The 14708-nt window shown below is 61.7% G+C and carries 14 protein-coding genes; 3 read left to right on the top strand and 11 right to left on the bottom strand.

The window, feature by feature from the left end:
* Positions 1-4: 4 nt before the first annotated feature.
* From N2597_RS22450 to N2597_RS22440, 3 genes are all read right to left on the bottom strand, one after another.
* The gene (locus N2597_RS22450) at positions 5-424 is read right to left on the bottom strand and encodes a hypothetical protein (RefSeq protein ID WP_183596153.1); all 420 of its coding nucleotides are present in this window, start codon (positions 422-424) and stop codon (positions 5-7) included.
* A gap of 1 nt (position 425) precedes the next feature.
* Positions 426-1445: a hypothetical protein gene (locus tag N2597_RS22445; RefSeq protein ID WP_183596151.1), complete on the bottom strand. Its 1020-nt coding sequence runs from the start codon at positions 1443-1445 to the stop codon at positions 426-428.
* Positions 1446-1892: 447 nt separating this feature from the next.
* The gene (locus N2597_RS22440; RefSeq protein WP_406549626.1) at positions 1893-2894 is read right to left on the bottom strand and encodes an RHE_PE00001 family protein; all 1002 of its coding nucleotides are present in this window, start codon (positions 2892-2894) and stop codon (positions 1893-1895) included.
* A 459-nt stretch (positions 2895-3353) separates the two neighbouring features.
* On the opposite strand from N2597_RS22440, the gene N2597_RS22435 reads away from it, so the two are divergent.
* Positions 3354-4262 carry a nucleotidyltransferase and HEPN domain-containing protein gene (locus tag N2597_RS22435; RefSeq protein ID WP_183596149.1) on the top strand — a complete coding sequence of 303 codons (909 nt, stop codon included), beginning with the start codon at positions 3354-3356 and terminating at the stop codon, positions 4260-4262.
* 95 nt (positions 4263-4357) lie between these two features.
* Here N2597_RS22435 and lpdA read toward each other — a convergent pair whose 3' ends face one another.
* The 7 genes from lpdA to N2597_RS22400 all read right to left on the bottom strand — a co-directional run bounded on the left by lpdA (position 4358) and on the right by N2597_RS22400 (position 12454).
* Complete coding sequence (gene lpdA / locus N2597_RS22430) at positions 4358-5755, bottom strand: dihydrolipoyl dehydrogenase (RefSeq protein ID WP_183596147.1); 1398 nt, start codon at positions 5753-5755, stop codon at positions 4358-4360.
* A 3-nt stretch (positions 5756-5758) separates the two neighbouring features.
* A complete protein-coding gene (locus N2597_RS22425; RefSeq protein ID WP_183596145.1) occupies positions 5759-7018 on the bottom strand; it encodes a dihydrolipoamide acetyltransferase family protein in 1260 nt (419 codons plus the stop codon).
* A 3-nt stretch (positions 7019-7021) separates the two neighbouring features.
* The gene (locus N2597_RS22420; protein ID WP_096764731.1) at positions 7022-8035 is read right to left on the bottom strand and encodes an alpha-ketoacid dehydrogenase subunit beta; all 1014 of its coding nucleotides are present in this window, start codon (positions 8033-8035) and stop codon (positions 7022-7024) included.
* A gap of 1 nt (position 8036) precedes the next feature.
* Positions 8037-9269, bottom strand: a complete 1233-nt coding sequence (locus tag N2597_RS22415) for a 3-methyl-2-oxobutanoate dehydrogenase (2-methylpropanoyl-transferring) subunit alpha (RefSeq protein WP_106796264.1) — start codon at positions 9267-9269, stop codon at positions 8037-8039.
* 62 nt (positions 9270-9331) lie between these two features.
* Positions 9332-10459, bottom strand: a complete 1128-nt coding sequence (locus N2597_RS22410; RefSeq protein ID WP_183596143.1) for an acyl-CoA dehydrogenase family protein — start codon at positions 10457-10459, stop codon at positions 9332-9334.
* 19 nt (positions 10460-10478) lie between these two features.
* Positions 10479-11666, bottom strand: coding sequence for an acetyl-CoA C-acyltransferase (locus N2597_RS22405; RefSeq protein ID WP_183596141.1), 1188 nt, complete (start codon positions 11664-11666; stop codon positions 10479-10481).
* A gap of 20 nt (positions 11667-11686) precedes the next feature.
* Positions 11687-12454 (bottom strand): 3-hydroxyacyl-CoA dehydrogenase, encoded by a 768-nt coding sequence (locus tag N2597_RS22400; protein WP_040142589.1) that lies wholly within the window; start codon positions 12452-12454, stop codon positions 11687-11689.
* A 136-nt stretch (positions 12455-12590) separates the two neighbouring features.
* Here N2597_RS22400 and N2597_RS22395 point away from each other — a divergent pair, with 136 nt between their 5' ends.
* Complete coding sequence (locus tag N2597_RS22395) at positions 12591-13598, top strand: AraC family transcriptional regulator (RefSeq protein ID WP_183596139.1); 1008 nt, start codon at positions 12591-12593, stop codon at positions 13596-13598.
* A gap of 131 nt (positions 13599-13729) precedes the next feature.
* Positions 13730-13999, top strand: coding sequence for a type II toxin-antitoxin system ParD family antitoxin (locus N2597_RS22390; protein WP_051650000.1), 270 nt, complete (start codon positions 13730-13732; stop codon positions 13997-13999).
* Between the two features lie 352 nt (positions 14000-14351).
* Here the strand turns inward: N2597_RS22390 and N2597_RS22385 are convergent, their stop codons facing one another.
* Positions 14352-14612 (bottom strand): type II toxin-antitoxin system Phd/YefM family antitoxin, encoded by a 261-nt coding sequence (locus N2597_RS22385; protein WP_009984109.1) that lies wholly within the window; start codon positions 14610-14612, stop codon positions 14352-14354.
* Positions 14613-14708: the final 96 nt, after the last annotated feature.

Genomic DNA, 14708 nt, shown 5'->3' with positions numbered 1-14708 from the left:
CGCCTCAGCATCTCATTACACTGATCCCGTCGATGACGACGATGCGTGTTTCAGCTGTGCTAAAGGGAGTTTTGAGCCGGGCAATCAGTCTGCGACCTGTCGCAGCCGCACTCAGCGGGACACTAAGGACAAAGATTCCATTCGGCGTTTGTGACAGGTAATCCAGGAATGCGTGGATCTGGTCTTGTGTGTGTGCGGTCTCGAGGTCGGCACGCGTTTTGGCCTCACCGATCAGTGTCGCCGTCGTCGGTACGTCGGTGGCAAAAACGTCTGGCACATAGCCGTTGATCCGCGGCGGCCGCTCCCCCCTCAGAGGGCGGACCGCATCGTTTCGAATGGAAAGATTGACGAGCCCTCCGAGCTCGGTCGCGGCATAAGCGACCAACGCCTCAACCAATCCGGCATGTACCGCGGTTTCGCCCATGTCACGAAGTCAATCTGAGACTGGCCAAAAGCTTGGTCAGTTCGGCCTGCGCATCAATCAAAGCCTGTGCTGATTCTCCGCCTGGGTCCGCCTCTATTCGTTGCTGTTCGTCGTACCGGAGAGCCGCTATTCGCGTAACTAGCGCGCGTGCGAGCTGACCGATTTCGGCATCCTGAAGTGTTTTCGTCAGGTCGGGCTTTTCGAGAACGGCCTCCGCTTTCTTTATTCCTTGCTTCAGGAATATTTCCCGCGCTTTCTCGTGGCGCAAAACCCGAGGCAGAACGCGCACTTTTTGAAGCGGATGTAATTTGCCGTCATGAATCCATCTGGCGAAATCAAAGCAGTCGAAACCAGCGGAATGGATTGCCTGCTTTATTCCTGCCTTTTGCAATTCGACAAAACCGCTGAAGCGGGTTGTGTCAAACTCACCATCTTCACCGACGACAGGACGATAGTATTTCTCGATATCAGCGTAGGCGTTGATGCTCTCGAGCACCTCTGATTGTCGACCGCCACAGTAGTCAACGATGGTGGCGAAGGGCAGGTGCTCCTGCGTCCTGAGTTCGTATAGATATTTTGCTTTCGAATACGGATCCCAGGGTCGAGTTCCGACCAAATGGATCTGAAGCCGGATGGCATGCACCGACGCATCGTCGATTTCATCGTGAACTAGCGACGGAATGTGCGTCCAGTTTCCTTTTACGCCCTCGTCCAGGAAGTTCTTATAGAGGGCGACTCGAGTGTTACCTTCGACGCAAACCAGCGTTCCATCTGCACGCCGATTGAGAATGACCGGTTGAATTATGCCGCCATTCGTTAGGATCGATTGCTTCAATTTTTCGAAAGTGGTGCTGCTTGAACTTCCCGGCTCGTCCTCGTTGCCAGCACCCAGCGCCAGATAGATCGCTTCTGGGGAGGGGTTGTCACCATACATCTCAAGGAATTTTCGAATGCGAGGGTTCGACTGGTCGAGCTCGATCTCATCGACTGCTACATTCTGATGCTGGCCTGCGTTGACCACTGATTCTCCCCCAATTTCTGTACGCCAGCACTCTAGACCGTGTTTGAAGTCGATTCCAACTATGACGGAGTCAACGAGTGCAACTTTTGGTGGGAAGCGTTAATCAGCACGCAGAGTATTCCCAGTTTCTATTTAATTTTTGTTACATGACTACTGCTCCAACATAGAGAGCATAGAAGGGGTTGGACCTTTCGTACGCGATCGTCCAACAATATCTTTCTCTCTGATCGGCGTGCCTACAGAGTTGTCCTAAACAGCCACAATGAAGTCCGCAAAGATCCCAAACTTCGCGCATACCGCGCGTGCGATCACAACGTCGCGTTCGACGCAGGCCGTTGTATAAAGCACTGTCTCCGGTCCTTCGCTGTCGCTATACTAGTGCCTGCACCTATACCGGCGCAGAATTTGATAGCATGCGGGTGATCGGTGAAATCGGGAGGATCCGGTTTATATTACTCCCCATGCTCGAAACCTCCCCCTGCCGGTCATCTCGCGCAACCCAAGCTCCTCGACAATCCTCAGCGCCGCCCTCGGCGTCACCTTCAGCGTCTCGGCGACCATGCCGGCCGAGACGAGCGGCCGGGACATCACGAGCTCAATCAGGCCCGGCAGATTGGAGGACGATCGCCGGCCGACCAGGCGCCGCTCCATCATTTGTTTTGCGAGCGCCAGCCGGTCATGCTCCTTGAGGCCAAGCTCGGCGGCCGCGATGACGCCGTTGACGACCGCGAGCAGGCGGATGTCGCGCGCGCGATGCCGGCGGCGCTCCACGGGGATCGATTTGAGGCCGAGATTGACGGCAGCGAGATGCGCCGCAGTGGTGAGACCCGCTTGCCGCAGCGTTTCGGCGGCGAGCAGCCGGCCGAGCCAGGGCGCGTGCTGAAGGACGGCCAGCTCGTTCCAGGCGTCGAGGGCGATGATCGCCTGTAACACCGATGGCAGATCGTCGGTCTCCGTGAGGACCGCGTGCCACTCCTCGAGGCGTTCATCCTCGTCCCAATCGAGATCGTAGACCAGCGATTCCGTCTCCCTCGCCGCACCCCGTCTCGGCGTCTTCGCCTCGGCAATCGCGGCGTCGGAACGAGCCAGCACGGCGTCGATCGCCGCCAATTCCGCGGCCAATGGATCCGACGTGTCCGGCTCAGCCCCCTCCCCTCCCCCGGGCGCTTCTGTAACGGTCGCAGCCCGAAGCTCGGATTTTGGGGTTGCCGCCTCACCGGGTTCGGCGCCTGTCCCCTCGCCGCGCAGTCGGCGCAGGCCGTCGGGGCTGAGCGCCCAGCCCGAGGGCTGGGCTGCAATCCGCCGGCGGCTTCGCAGCACGTCGCTGGCGATGGTCAGCTCATGGGTCGGCGCGCGGATGTCGGCGCCGCCGTCGTGCAGCACCAGGTCCTCGAGGTGGACTAGCTCGCCGTCGATCCACAGCGAGGCGCAGGCATCAGTGAAGTGCATGCGTTCGATCCAGCCGGACCCGACCGGCGGCGGGCGATGCGCTCATCGAGCCGCACCAAAACCGCAGTCGCGTCGACAACCGGTTTTTGCAGGCTGGCGATAGGCAATTTTGACAAATCATAAGACATTGAATTCATGGTAAATGATTTGCTAAACGGACGATATCGGATAGTTAGAGTCCGTCACCGGATAGTTTGCTTCAGGCCACGCCTGACTTCCGATAAGTACTGCTTATCGGAAGTGACGTATTGTAGATCCGCAAACGATATTGTTGTCTTATTAGTCCATAAGAAAGCCATTTATGTATTTTGGCACGATTCTCCGATGTCTGAGATTTAGCCACCACAGCTTGTCTATTCATCGTTAAAGCTGAGTATTATTCCGCTCGGCGGACCAAACGTGAACCCCTATCAAAACTGCCGGTGGACGCTGCTGAATCTTTCCCCTATCGATGGTACCATGAAGTCGTCTCTCGATCACATTCCGCTTCGCAAGCAGCGCGAGATTGGCCGTGTCCTGGAAATCCTCCATGAGGAGTTCGAAGACGCGCTGAAGGATGGAACGGCAGAATTCAAGAAGCGCGGCCGGATCCTGAAGATCATCCTGTTTGGCTCCTATGCCAAGGGCGGCTGGGTCGATGAGCCCTTCACGATGAAGGGATATCGCTCCGATTTTGATCTCCTGATCATCGTCAACAACCGCAAGCTCTGTGACTTCGCCGAGTACTGGCACAAGGCGGCCGACCGGTTGATCCACGACAAGTCGATCGAAACGCCGGTGAGCTTCATCGTCCATTCCAGGCGCGAAGTGAACACCTACCTGAAGGAAGGGCAGTACTTCTTCTCCGATATCCGCAAGGAAGGCATCGTCCTCTACGAGCTCGATGACGAGCCGCTCACGGAGCCCAAGCCACTATCGCCGGCCGATCGATTGAGGGTGGCGAAGGAGCACTATGATGATCGGCTTTCACTTTCCCGGTCTTTCCTTAGGATAGCGACTTCTTGCCTCAGCCAAAAGGAACTTCGGATTGGCGGATTCCAACTCCATCAAACGATCGAGCAAGCCTATTCTTGTGTCTTGCTGACCCTCACCAATTACGGACCGCCTTCCCACAACATAAAATTCCTGCGCTCGCTTGCCGAGGAACAGGATCGGCGTCTTGCCGAGGCGTTTCCCCGGGATCAGCATCGAGAACGCGCGTGGTTCAACACGCTGAACGAGGCTTATGTGAAAGCGCGCTACTCCAAGCACTTCGAGATCAGTGAGGAGGCTCTTGGTTGGCTTTCAGAGCAGACTGCTTCTTTGCTTGGGCTGGTCGAAACGGTGTGCTCCGAGCATCTGACGATGCTGGAGCGCAACAGTAGGTAGCGGCGATTCGGCGGCTCTGGTACGGCCGAGGTCGCGAGCCACACAGTTAGCGCTCCGTTGAGCGCCGCCACTCGCCGTCTTGGCCAAGCATCGGCTCAGATATGCAAAGCGCTTCCCAAAGCCTTCAGCGCCGCTTCCATGACGGCTTCGCTGCGGGTCGGATGGGCGTGGATGGTCCCGGCAATGTCTTCCAGCCGCGCGCCCATCTCGATCGCCAGGGCGAACGCCGCTGATAGTTCGGAGACACCTGCCCCGACCGCCTGCAGGCCGAGAACGAGATTGGTGTCGGCGCGGGCGACGACGCGCACGAAGCCCTCCTCCGAGACCATCGTCATTGCCCGCCCATTGGCGCTGAACGGAAACTGCCCGGTGCGGATTTCATAACCTTGCGCCTGCGCCTCCGCCGGGGAGAGGCCGGCGCTGACGATCTCCGGATCGGTAAAGCAGATGGCGGGGATGCAGCGCTTGTCCCACGCACGCTTCTTGCCGGCGATGATCTCCGCCACCATCTCCCCCTGTGCCATGGCCCGATGGGCGAGCATCGGTTCGCCGGTCACGTCGCCGATCGCATAGATGCCGCGCATCGAGGTGCGGCAACGATCATCGATCCTGAGATAGGGACCGGCGCGATCGAGATCGAGTTCTTCGAGACCGGAGCCTGCCGTTCGCGGCCGGCGGCCGACGGTGACGAGAATGCGGTCGGCCGGGAGGCTCTCGCACCGGCCATCGAGGGTTTCGACGAGCAATGCCTCGCCATTGTCGGCAAGTCCCGTCGCCTTTGCGCCGGTCAGCACCCGGATGCCGCTTTCGGTGAGCTTGCGCATGACGGGGCGGACGAGTTCGGCATCATAGAGCGGCAGCACCTGCGGCGTCGCCTCGACCACCGTCACATCAGATCCCATCTTGGAGAAGGCCATTCCGAGCTCCAGCCCAATATAACCGCCGCCGACCACGACCAGCTTCTTCGGCAGTTCCGTCATCGCCAGCGCCTCGGTCGAGGAAATGACTCGACCCCCGAATGGCAGGTTGGCAAGCTCAACCGGATCGGAGCCGGTGGCGATCACCACGGTCTCGGCGCGGATGATTTGCTGGCCGGTTTCCGTCTCGACCTCCACCGTCTTGCCGTCGCGAAAGTGAGCGCGGCCGTGAACGATCTTCACCCGCGACTTCTGCAACAGCCCGGAAACGCCGCCCGTAAGCCGGCCGACGATGCCGTCCTTCCAGGCGATCGTCCTGCCAAGATCGATCGAGGCGCCTTCGACACGGATGCCCATCGGGTTCTTGCCGGCGAGCATCTTTTGCGTGGCGTCGAACTCCTCTGCCGCATGGATCAGCGCCTTGGAGGGAATGCAGCCGACCGTCAGACAGGTGCCGCCCGGCTTGCCCGCTTCGACGATCACGGTATCGATACCAAGCTGCCCGGCGCGGATGGCGCAGACATAACCGCCCGGGCCGGCGCCGATGACGAGGAGCTTGCAGACAATCTCTTTCATGGATCAGCCTTCGATGAAAATGAGCGCCGGCGTTTCGAGGAGCGTACGGACGCGCTGCACGAAGGTCGCCGCATCCCAGCCGTCGATGATGCGGTGATCGAAGCTGGAGGAGAGGTTCATCATCTTGCGGGGCACGAATTGCGTCCCGTCCCAGACCGGCCGGGTGGCGATCTTGTTGACGCCGATGATCGCCACCTCGGGATGGTTGATAACAGGTGTCGAGACGATACCGCCGAGCGCCCCGAGCGAACTGATGGTGATGGTGGAGCCTGAAAGCTCTTCACGCGTCGCGGTCCCAGAGCGCGCCGCGTCCGCCAGCCGGACCATCTCGGCGGCGCAATCCCAGATGCCGCGGGCTTCCGCATGCCGCACCACCGGCACCGTCAGACCGGCGGGCGTCTGCGTGGCGATGCCGATATGCACGGCGCTGTGGCGCGTGATGATGCCGGCATCGTCGTCGAAGGTTGCATTAACGTTGGGCTGCTCGGAAATCGCCTTAACCAGCGCCCGCATCAGGAAGGGCAGAACCGTCAGCTTCAAATGATCCGGCCGGCGGTCGCCGTTCATGGTGGCGCGCAACTCCTCGAGTGCGGTCATGTCCACTTCCTCCACATAGGTGATGTGGGGAATGCGCGAGGTGGACAACACCATCTTCTCGGCAATGCGGCGGCGCAGGCCGGTCAGCTTGATTTCTTCAGTCGCCGTCTTCCTGGCAAATCCGTTCCTGGTCGCCGCGGGAGCTGTTCCCTGAGACAGAAACTGCTCCACATCTTCGCGCAGGATTCGACCGGCCGGTCCGCTTCCCTGCACCTGTCTGAGATCGACGCCGCTTTCCCTGGCGAGCAGCCGCACGGAGGGCGCGGCGATCGGCTTTTCGACCGGCACAGGCGCGGGAGCAGGCACAGGTGCAGGTGCAGGTGCAGAAACCGGCGCTGTCGGGACGGGCTTGGCAATCTCGGCCTTGGGCGCTTCGGCGACCGGCGCCTGCGAGATCCGTATGGGCTGAGCCTCGCCGGTTTCCCCTGCCGTTTCGATCCGCACCAGCGGCGCCTTGACCGCGATACGGTCTCCGATCTCGCCGGCAAGCCAGATGACGGTGCCGCTGACGGGAGAGGGAATTTCCACCGTCGCCTTGTCGGTCATGACGGCGGCGATCACCATGTCCTCACGGACCGGATCGCCTGTCTTCACGTGCCATTCGACAAGCTCGGCCTCGGCGACCCCTTCCCCGACATCCGGCATCTTGATGATGAATTCGCCCATGGCTCAGGCCTCCATGACTTCGGCAAGCGCCCGCCCGACGCGCGCTGGACCGGGGAAATAGTCCCACTCCTGCGCATGCGGATAGGGCGTATCCCAGCCGGCAACGCGCACAACCGGTGCTTCGAGATGATAGAAGCAATGTTCCTGCACCAGAGACACGACCTCGCCGCCGAAGCCCGACGTCAGGGTCGCCTCATGCACGACAACACAGCGCCCGGTCTTGGTGACCGATTTGACGATCGTATCTAGGTCGAGCGGCAGCAGGCTTCTGAGATCGATCACTTCGGCATCGATGCCGGCATCTTCGGCCGCGGCAAGCGCAACATGCACCATCGTGCCATAGGCAACCACCGTCACCGCAGATCCCTCGCGCCGCACCTCGGCCTTGCCGATCGGGATGGTGTAATGGCCGTCGGGAACTTCGCCGAGGTCGTGTTTCGACCAGGGTGTGACCGGCCGTTCGTGATGACCGTCAAAGGGGCCGTTATAAAGCCGCTTCGGTTCCAGGAACATGACCGGATCAGGGTCCTCGATCGCTGCGATCAGCAGGCCTTTGGCGTCATAGGGATTGGAGGGAACGATCACCTTCAGGCCGCAGACGTGAGTAAAGAGCGCTTCCGGGCTCTGGCTGTGGGTCTGGCCACCAAAAATGCCGCCGCCGGTCGGCATACGCACGACGATCGGGCAGGTGAAATCGCCGTTGGAGCGGTAGCGGATGCGTGCGGCCTCCTGCGTCAGCTGGTCATAGGCGGGATACATGTAATCGGCGAACTGGATTTCGACGCAGGGCTTCAGCCCGTAGGCGGCCATGCCGATTGCCGTGCCGACGATGCCGGATTCGCTGATCGGCGTGTCGAAGCAGCGCGTCCTGCCGTATTTTGCCTGCAAGCCTTGGGTGCAGCGGAAAACGCCGCCGAAATAGCCGACGTCCTCGCCGAAGACCACGACATTGTCGTCCTTCGCCATCGAGACGTCCATGGCGCTGCGCACGGCCTCGATCATCGTCATTCTGGCCATGTCAGTACCCTGCCTTCTGCCGCTGGCGGCGGATATGCGGCGGCATTTCGGCATAGACGCCCTCGAAAATGTCGCGCACCGAAGGACGGCCGCCGGCATGCAGCGTGCCATGCGCCTCCGCCTGGCGCTGCGCCTCGATCACCTCGTCCATGATTTCGGCTTCCGCCTGGACGTGGCGCTCCTCCGACCAGACGCCCTTGACGATCAGATGCTTCTTCAGGCGCAGCACGGGGTCGCCGAGCGGCCAGGCTTCGGATTCCGTCTTCGGCCGATAGGCGCTCGGATCATCCGAGGTGGAATGGGCGCCGACACGGTAGGTCACATGTTCGATCAGCGTCGGGCCGAGATTGCGCCTGGCCCGCTCCGCCGCCCAGCGGGAGACGGCATGGACGGCGAGGTAATCGTTTCCGTCGACCCTCAGCGCCGGAATGCCGAAGCCGAGGCCGCGAGCGGCAAAGGTGCCGGAGCCGCCGCGGGCAATGCCCTGGAAAGTGGAGATTGCCCATTGATTGTTGACGATGTTGAGGATCACAGGCGCCTTGTAGGTCGAGGCGAAAACGAGCGCCGAATGGAAGTCGGATTCCGCCGTCGATCCATCGCCAATCCAGGCAGCGGCAATGCGGCTGTCATTCTTGATCGCCGAGGCCATCGCCCAGCCCACCGCCTGCACATATTGGGTGGCGAGATTGCCGGAGATGGTGAAGAAGCCGTGTTCCTTGGAGGAATACATGATCGGCAGCTGCCGGCCGTGCAGCGGATCGCTCTCGTTCGAATAGATCTGGTTCATCATCTCGACCATCGGATAGTCGTCGGCGATCAGCAGCCCCGCCTGGCGATAGGTCGGGAAATTCATGTCTCCCTTGTTGAGCGCCTTGCGGAAGGCACAGCTGACGGCCTCTTCGCCGAGATGCTGCATGTAGAAGGAAGTCTTGCCCTGGCGCTGCGCCATCAGCATGCGGGCGTCGAAGGCGCGCAGCTTCATCATGTTGCGAAGCCCGGTCAGCAATTCCTCATCGGAGAGCGACCCCGCCCAGGGGCCGACCGCCTCGCCATCACGGTTCAAGACGCGGATGATCGAATAGGCAAGCTCGCGGATTTCTTCCGAGGCGACATCGACTTCGGGACGCGGCACGGAACCGGCTTTGGCGATCTTGACGTTGGAAAAGTCGGGCTGACCGCCGGGGCGGACGGCAGGTTCGGGGACGTGCAGGCTCAAACGAGCGGAATCCACCATATTTCTTCTTTCCTCCCTTTGCCGGCCGTGCGTCCCTCCCCGGAAACAGGCCGGTATGGTTCTTATAAATTGCGGGCGATCACCATGCGCTGCACGTCGCTCGTTCCCTCATAGATCTGGCAGATGCGCACATCGCGATAGATGCGCTCGACCGGATAATCGGCCATGTAGCCATAACCGCCATGGATCTGGATTGCGTCGGAACAGACGCGTTCGGCCATCTCCGAGGCAAAGAGTTTTGCCATCGAGGCTTCCGAAAGGCAGGGCAGCTCCGCCTCCCTCAAGGCGGCCGCGTGAAAGACCAGCTGGCGCGCCGCCTCGATCCGCACCGCCATATCGGCAAGGCGGAAGGCGACGGCCTGATGCTCGAAAATCGGCTTGCCGAAGGCCGTACGTTCCTTGGCATAATCACGCGCCGCTTCGAAGGCCGCCCGCGCCATGCCGACCGCCTGCGCGGCGATGCCGATCCGCCCGCCCTCGAGATTGGCAAGCGCGATGCGATAGCCTTCGCCTTCCGCCCCGAGCCTCAAATCGACAGGAATGCGCATAGCGTTGAAGGCGATCTGGCAGGTATCGGTGGAATGCAGCCCGAGCTTTTCCTCCACGCGGATCACCTCGTAGCCCGGCGTCTCCGTCGGCACGATAAAGGCGGTGATGCCCTTCTTGCCGGCATCAGGATCGGTGACGGCAAAGACGATGATGATATTACCGTTCTTTCCCGAGGTGATGAATTGCTTGGCGCCGTCGAGCACGTAATGATCGCCGTCGCGTCGTGCCCGAGTCTTCAGGTTGGAGGCGTCGGAACCCGCCTGCGGCTCGGTCAGTGCAAAACCGCCGATCCATTCACCGCTTGCCAGTTTCGGCAGGAAGCGCTGGCGCTGCTCCTCGGTGCCGAATTTCAGGATCGGCACGCAGCCGACGGAGGAGTGCACGCTCATGATCGTCGAACAAGGCCCGTCGCCGGCGGCGATCTCCTCCAGTGCCGCGGCATAGGCGAGCACGCCGGTATCCGAGCCGCCATAGGCCTCCGGCACCAGCATGCCGAGCAGTCCGAGTTCGCCCATCTCCTGCAAATCGTCGCGCGGGAAAAGATGCTCGCGGTCGCGTTTGGCCGCTCCCGGGGCCAACCGGTCGCGGGCAAAGTCGCGGGCGACATCTGATATCTGCTGCTGGAGTTCGGAAAGGATCATATGGCTCCTCCTCTTCCCGCTAGTGCCGCTCGATGGCGACAGCCGTCGCCTCGCCGCCGCCAATGCAGAGCGCCGCCATGCCTCGTTTCAGGTCGTAGCGCTGCAGCGCTGCAAGCAGCGTCACCAAAATCCGGGCGCCGGACGCGCCGATCGGATGGCCGAGCGCGCAGGCGCCACCATGCACGTTGACCCTCTCATGCGGCAGGTCGAGGTCGCGCATCGCCGCCATTGCGACGACGGCGAATGCCTCGTTGATTTCGAACAGGTCGACCTCCGAAAGCGCCAGGCCGGTGCGATCGGAGAGCTTCTGCAGCGCACCGATCGGCGCGGTGGCGAAAAGATTGGGCGCCTGCGAATGCGTGGCATGACCGAGGATCGTGGCAAGCGGCTTGAGCCCGCGCAGTTCCGCCTGCGAGCGGTGCATCAGCACCAGGGCTGCCGCGCCATCGGAGATCGAGCTGGAATTGGCCGCCGTCACCGTGCCGCCCTCGCGGAAGGCGGGCTTCAATGTCGGAATCTTGTCGAGCTTGGCCTTGCCCGGCTGTTCGTCGCGGCTTGCCACCTGCTCGGCCTTGCCCGATTTGACCGTGACCGGCACGATCTCGCTTTCAAAACAGCCGTCCGCAATCGCCTTCTGCGCCCGCGTCAGGGAGGCGATCGCATAGTTGTCCTGCGCCTCGCGCGTGAACTGATAGGCCTCGGCGCAATCCTCCGCGAAGCTGCCCATCAAGCGCCCCTTGTCATAAGCATCCTCCAGCCCGTCGAGGAACATGTGATCCACGACACGCCCATGGCCAAGCCTGTAGCCGCCACGAGCCCTGTCGAGGAGATAGGGCGCGTTGGTCATGCTTTCCATGCCGCCGGCAACCGCCACCCAGGCACTGCCGGCGGCGATCAGGTCATGCGCCATCATGACAGCCTTCATGCCCGAGCCGCACATTTTGTTGACGGTGCTGGCGCCTGTCGAAAACGGCAGGCCGGCATGGATGGCCGCCTGGCGTGCCGGCGCCTGCCCCTGCCCTGCCGGCAGCACGCAGCCGAAGACGACTTCCTCGATCGCTTCGGCCTCGACGCCGCTGCGCTCAAGTGCGGCGCGGATCGCAGTTGCGCCAAGCTCGGGTGCCGCCGCATCCTTCAGCTCTCCCTGAAAGCTGCCGATCGGGGTGCGTGCCGCACCGACGATGACGATAGGGTCCTGCAATGCCATTTTTCCTCCTCGGGCGACGCTTAACGCGCGCCCATCCGCAATGCGCCGTCGAGGCGGATGACCTCGCCGTTGAGCATGTTGTTTTCAAAGATATGGCGCACCAGTCCGGCAAATTCCGCCGGCCGGCCGAGTCGCGGCGGAAAGGGCACGCTCTTGCCGAGCGCTTCCTGCACTTCCGCCGGCATATCAGCCATCATCGGCGTCTCGAATATGCCGGGCGCGATCGACACGACACGGATACCGTGCCGCGCAAATTCACGGGCGATCGGCAAGGTCATCGCCGCCACCCCGCCCTTGGAGGCAGCATAGGCCGCCTGACCGATCTGTCCGTCGAAAGCGGCAACCGAAGCCGTGTTGACGATGACGCCGCGTTCGCCTTCCGCATCCGGCTCCATGATTCGGATCGCGGCTGCGGCAACCCGGATCATGTTGAACGTGCCGATGAGATTGATGCCGATGGTGCGGGCGAAACTCTCCAGCCGGTGCGGTCCGTCGCGGCCGATCACCTTTTCGGCCGGCGCGACACCGGCGCAATTGACCAGTCCGCGCAAACCGCCGAAAGCTTCGACCGCAGCGGCCACCACAGCCGCACCGTCCTCGCCATCGCTGACATCGGCCTTGACGAAGCGAGCCTCGCTGCCGAACTCCCGGGCAATCGCTTCACCTGCTTCCGCATTGAGATCGGCGATCGTCACGCGCCCGCCGGCTTCGACGAGCATGCGCGCTGTTGCGGCGCCGAGACCGGAGCCGCCGCCGGTGACGATGAAATTTGCTCCTGCGATCAGCATGGATCCAGTCCTCCCTGCCGGCACGCGCCCTCCTCCGGGCGCAACCGACAGCAGCGATTCTATTCGCTCTACCTATTGCAAGCGATGACAAAACTGCTCCATAGTTTCGGACAGTTTTGCCATAGTGAGGATTGGCATGGCCGAGATCGAGCGACGCATGATCGCGCCGGGTTTCGTCGAGGAGGCGCTGGACAGCCTGCGGCGGCTCAGCAAGCCGACGGCACCGATCCTAGCCCGCGTCGGCCTGCCTGCTGTCATCGACCAGCCGGTTTCGGCGGAGACCTATGGCGCGCTGTGGCTTGCAATTGCTGGCGAACTCGACGACGAATTCTTCGGCATGGGCGCGCGCCCGATGCGCAGCGGCAGCTTCACGCTGCTTTGCCATTGCGTGCTGCATGCGCCGACGCTCGGCCACGCGCTGCGCCGGGCCTTGCGCTTCCTCGATGTCGTGCTCGACGATCCCAGGGGGCAGCTCATCATCCGCGATGGCCTCGCCGAGGTCGAGCTCAGGGATGCCGGCGGCCCACGTTCGGCCTTCGCCTATCGAACCTACTGGATCATCCTGCACGGCATCATCTGCTGGCTGGTCGGGCGGCGCATTCCGATCCGCCTCGTCGATTTCCGCTGCGCCGAACCCAAGCAAGGCGCCGACTACCGGCTGTTCTTCGGCGCGCCCGTACGCTTCTCCCAGGCCATCAGCCGGCTCGGCTTCGACAGCGCCATGCTCAACCTGCCGATCTCCCGCAGCGAACAGGCTCTGAAACAGTTCCTGCGCGGTGCGCCGGCCAATATCCTCGTGCGCTACCGTTACGACGCCGGCATCGCCGCCGCCGTCCGCCGCCGCTTGAACCAAGCCACGCCCAATGCCTGGACGAGTTTTGCAGCACTTGCCGCCGACATGCGCATGCCCTCCTCTACACTCCGCCACCGCCTGCACGACGAGGGACAAAGCTATGCCGCCATCAAGGACGATATCCGCCGTGACCTTGCCATCGAACTGCTGCTGAACACCTCGAAGACCATTGGCGAGATCGCTGTACAACTCGGCTATTCCGAGCCCAGCGCCTTCTTCCGGGCCTTTCGGAAATGGATGGGCAAGAGCCCGGAGGCTTTCCGGCGGGAGGAAGCGGAAAATCGAGGCTAAGTCAAACCGCTCAACTTGACCCGATTGGCTTCGCGTACCGGCACCAGTGTAGAATAGTGATATCCACTAATTTTCACTATATGCTATAAGAAAAAGTAAAGGAGACCGTAGCCATGAAACCATCCGGACAGATGACCGTGAGCCTCACCGGCGAACTGGAGCAATTCGTCCGCGATCAGGTGCGCACCGGCGCCTTCGCATCGAGCAGTGAATATATCCGCGACCTGGTACGCGAGCGCTATAACCAGCAACGCGATCGCGCCGAAAAGCTGAAGGCGTTGGATGAGGCGCTGGCACGCGGCATCGCCGACGCCGAAGCCGGGCGTACCATGCCCTTGGATGTGGCATTCAAGCGGCTCCGCGAGGAACTCGGCCTCTTGGACCAAAGCGCCGGGAAATGAAGGTCAGGATTACCGATGCAGCATGGGAAAACATGCTGCATATTGGCCGCTGGATCAAGGACCGCAGTCCGGCTCGCGCCGAAACGGTCGTGAGGGAGCTTTACGAACGGTGCGAATCACTGGGGCATATGACCCGCTTCTTTCCCTTGCTGCCCGGCCGGGAAGAATCCGGCATCCGCCCGCGCGCCCCTACGGCGACTAGCGATTGCCGACGCGGTCGAAGTGCTGCATGTCCTGCACGGCGCGGTAGAATATGAATGATTGCTGTTCCCGGACGAATAGGGGCGACTGCCGATTACCCGTCCCGTGATTCTCGGCCGGCACGCATTGAAAAGATCGGGCAGAGCGAAACTCATGGCTCGTCGTCGTACCCTTCGCCCTTCGCCAGCTGCTCGATCGCCTCACCTAAGAACTGGCCATGTTCGTCCGACATCTTCGCGATGTGATGGGCACGACGCGGGTCCGGGCCGCTGCGCATGCGCTCGTAATGCTCATAGCTCATCAGCACGAAACGTGGCTTGTTATGGCGGGTGAGAACGACCGGCTCCCGGCTCGCAGCATCGGTAACATCGCCGACCTGCCTCTTGAGGTCGCCTGTCGTGAACTGTCGCATGGTAAACCTCCCGGCTTTCGAAGGGAAAGGCCTTACCCGCATCAAAATCAAGAGCACTTTGAACCTTTCGCAACCCGCGCTACATATTTTAGCGGG

The sequence above is a fragment of the Rhizobium sophoriradicis genome (assembly GCF_025200795.1).
GTDB classification, from domain to species: Bacteria; Pseudomonadota; Alphaproteobacteria; order Rhizobiales; family Rhizobiaceae; genus Rhizobium; species Rhizobium sophoriradicis.
This window is presented reverse-complemented; position numbering and strand designations above follow the sequence as displayed.

Excerpts from the sequence above, each read along its gene's own strand:
- N2597_RS22450 (WP_183596153.1), bottom strand. The coding sequence starts at position 424 with ATGGGCGAAACCGCGGTACATGCCGGATTGGTTGAGGCGTTGGTCGCT.
- N2597_RS22440 (WP_406549626.1), bottom strand. The coding sequence starts at position 2,894 with ATGCACTTCACTGATGCCTGCGCCTCGCTGTGGATCGACGGCGAGCTA.
- N2597_RS22435 (WP_183596149.1), top strand. The coding sequence starts at position 3,354 with ATGAAGTCGTCTCTCGATCACATTCCGCTTCGCAAGCAGCGCGAGATT.
- lpdA (WP_183596147.1), bottom strand. The coding sequence starts at position 5,755 with ATGAAAGAGATTGTCTGCAAGCTCCTCGTCATCGGCGCCGGCCCGGGC.
- N2597_RS22425 (WP_183596145.1), bottom strand. The coding sequence starts at position 7,018 with ATGGGCGAATTCATCATCAAGATGCCGGATGTCGGGGAAGGGGTCGCC.
- N2597_RS22420 (WP_096764731.1), bottom strand. The coding sequence starts at position 8,035 with ATGGCCAGAATGACGATGATCGAGGCCGTGCGCAGCGCCATGGACGTC.
- N2597_RS22415 (WP_106796264.1), bottom strand. The coding sequence starts at position 9,269 with ATGGTGGATTCCGCTCGTTTGAGCCTGCACGTCCCCGAACCTGCCGTC.
- N2597_RS22410 (WP_183596143.1), bottom strand. The coding sequence starts at position 10,459 with ATGATCCTTTCCGAACTCCAGCAGCAGATATCAGATGTCGCCCGCGAC.
- N2597_RS22405 (WP_183596141.1), bottom strand. The coding sequence starts at position 11,666 with ATGGCATTGCAGGACCCTATCGTCATCGTCGGTGCGGCACGCACCCCG.
- N2597_RS22400 (WP_040142589.1), bottom strand. The coding sequence starts at position 12,454 with ATGCTGATCGCAGGAGCAAATTTCATCGTCACCGGCGGCGGCTCCGGT.
- N2597_RS22395 (WP_183596139.1), top strand. The coding sequence starts at position 12,591 with ATGGCCGAGATCGAGCGACGCATGATCGCGCCGGGTTTCGTCGAGGAG.
- N2597_RS22390 (WP_051650000.1), top strand. The coding sequence starts at position 13,730 with ATGACCGTGAGCCTCACCGGCGAACTGGAGCAATTCGTCCGCGATCAG.
- N2597_RS22385 (WP_009984109.1), bottom strand. The coding sequence starts at position 14,612 with ATGCGACAGTTCACGACAGGCGACCTCAAGAGGCAGGTCGGCGATGTT.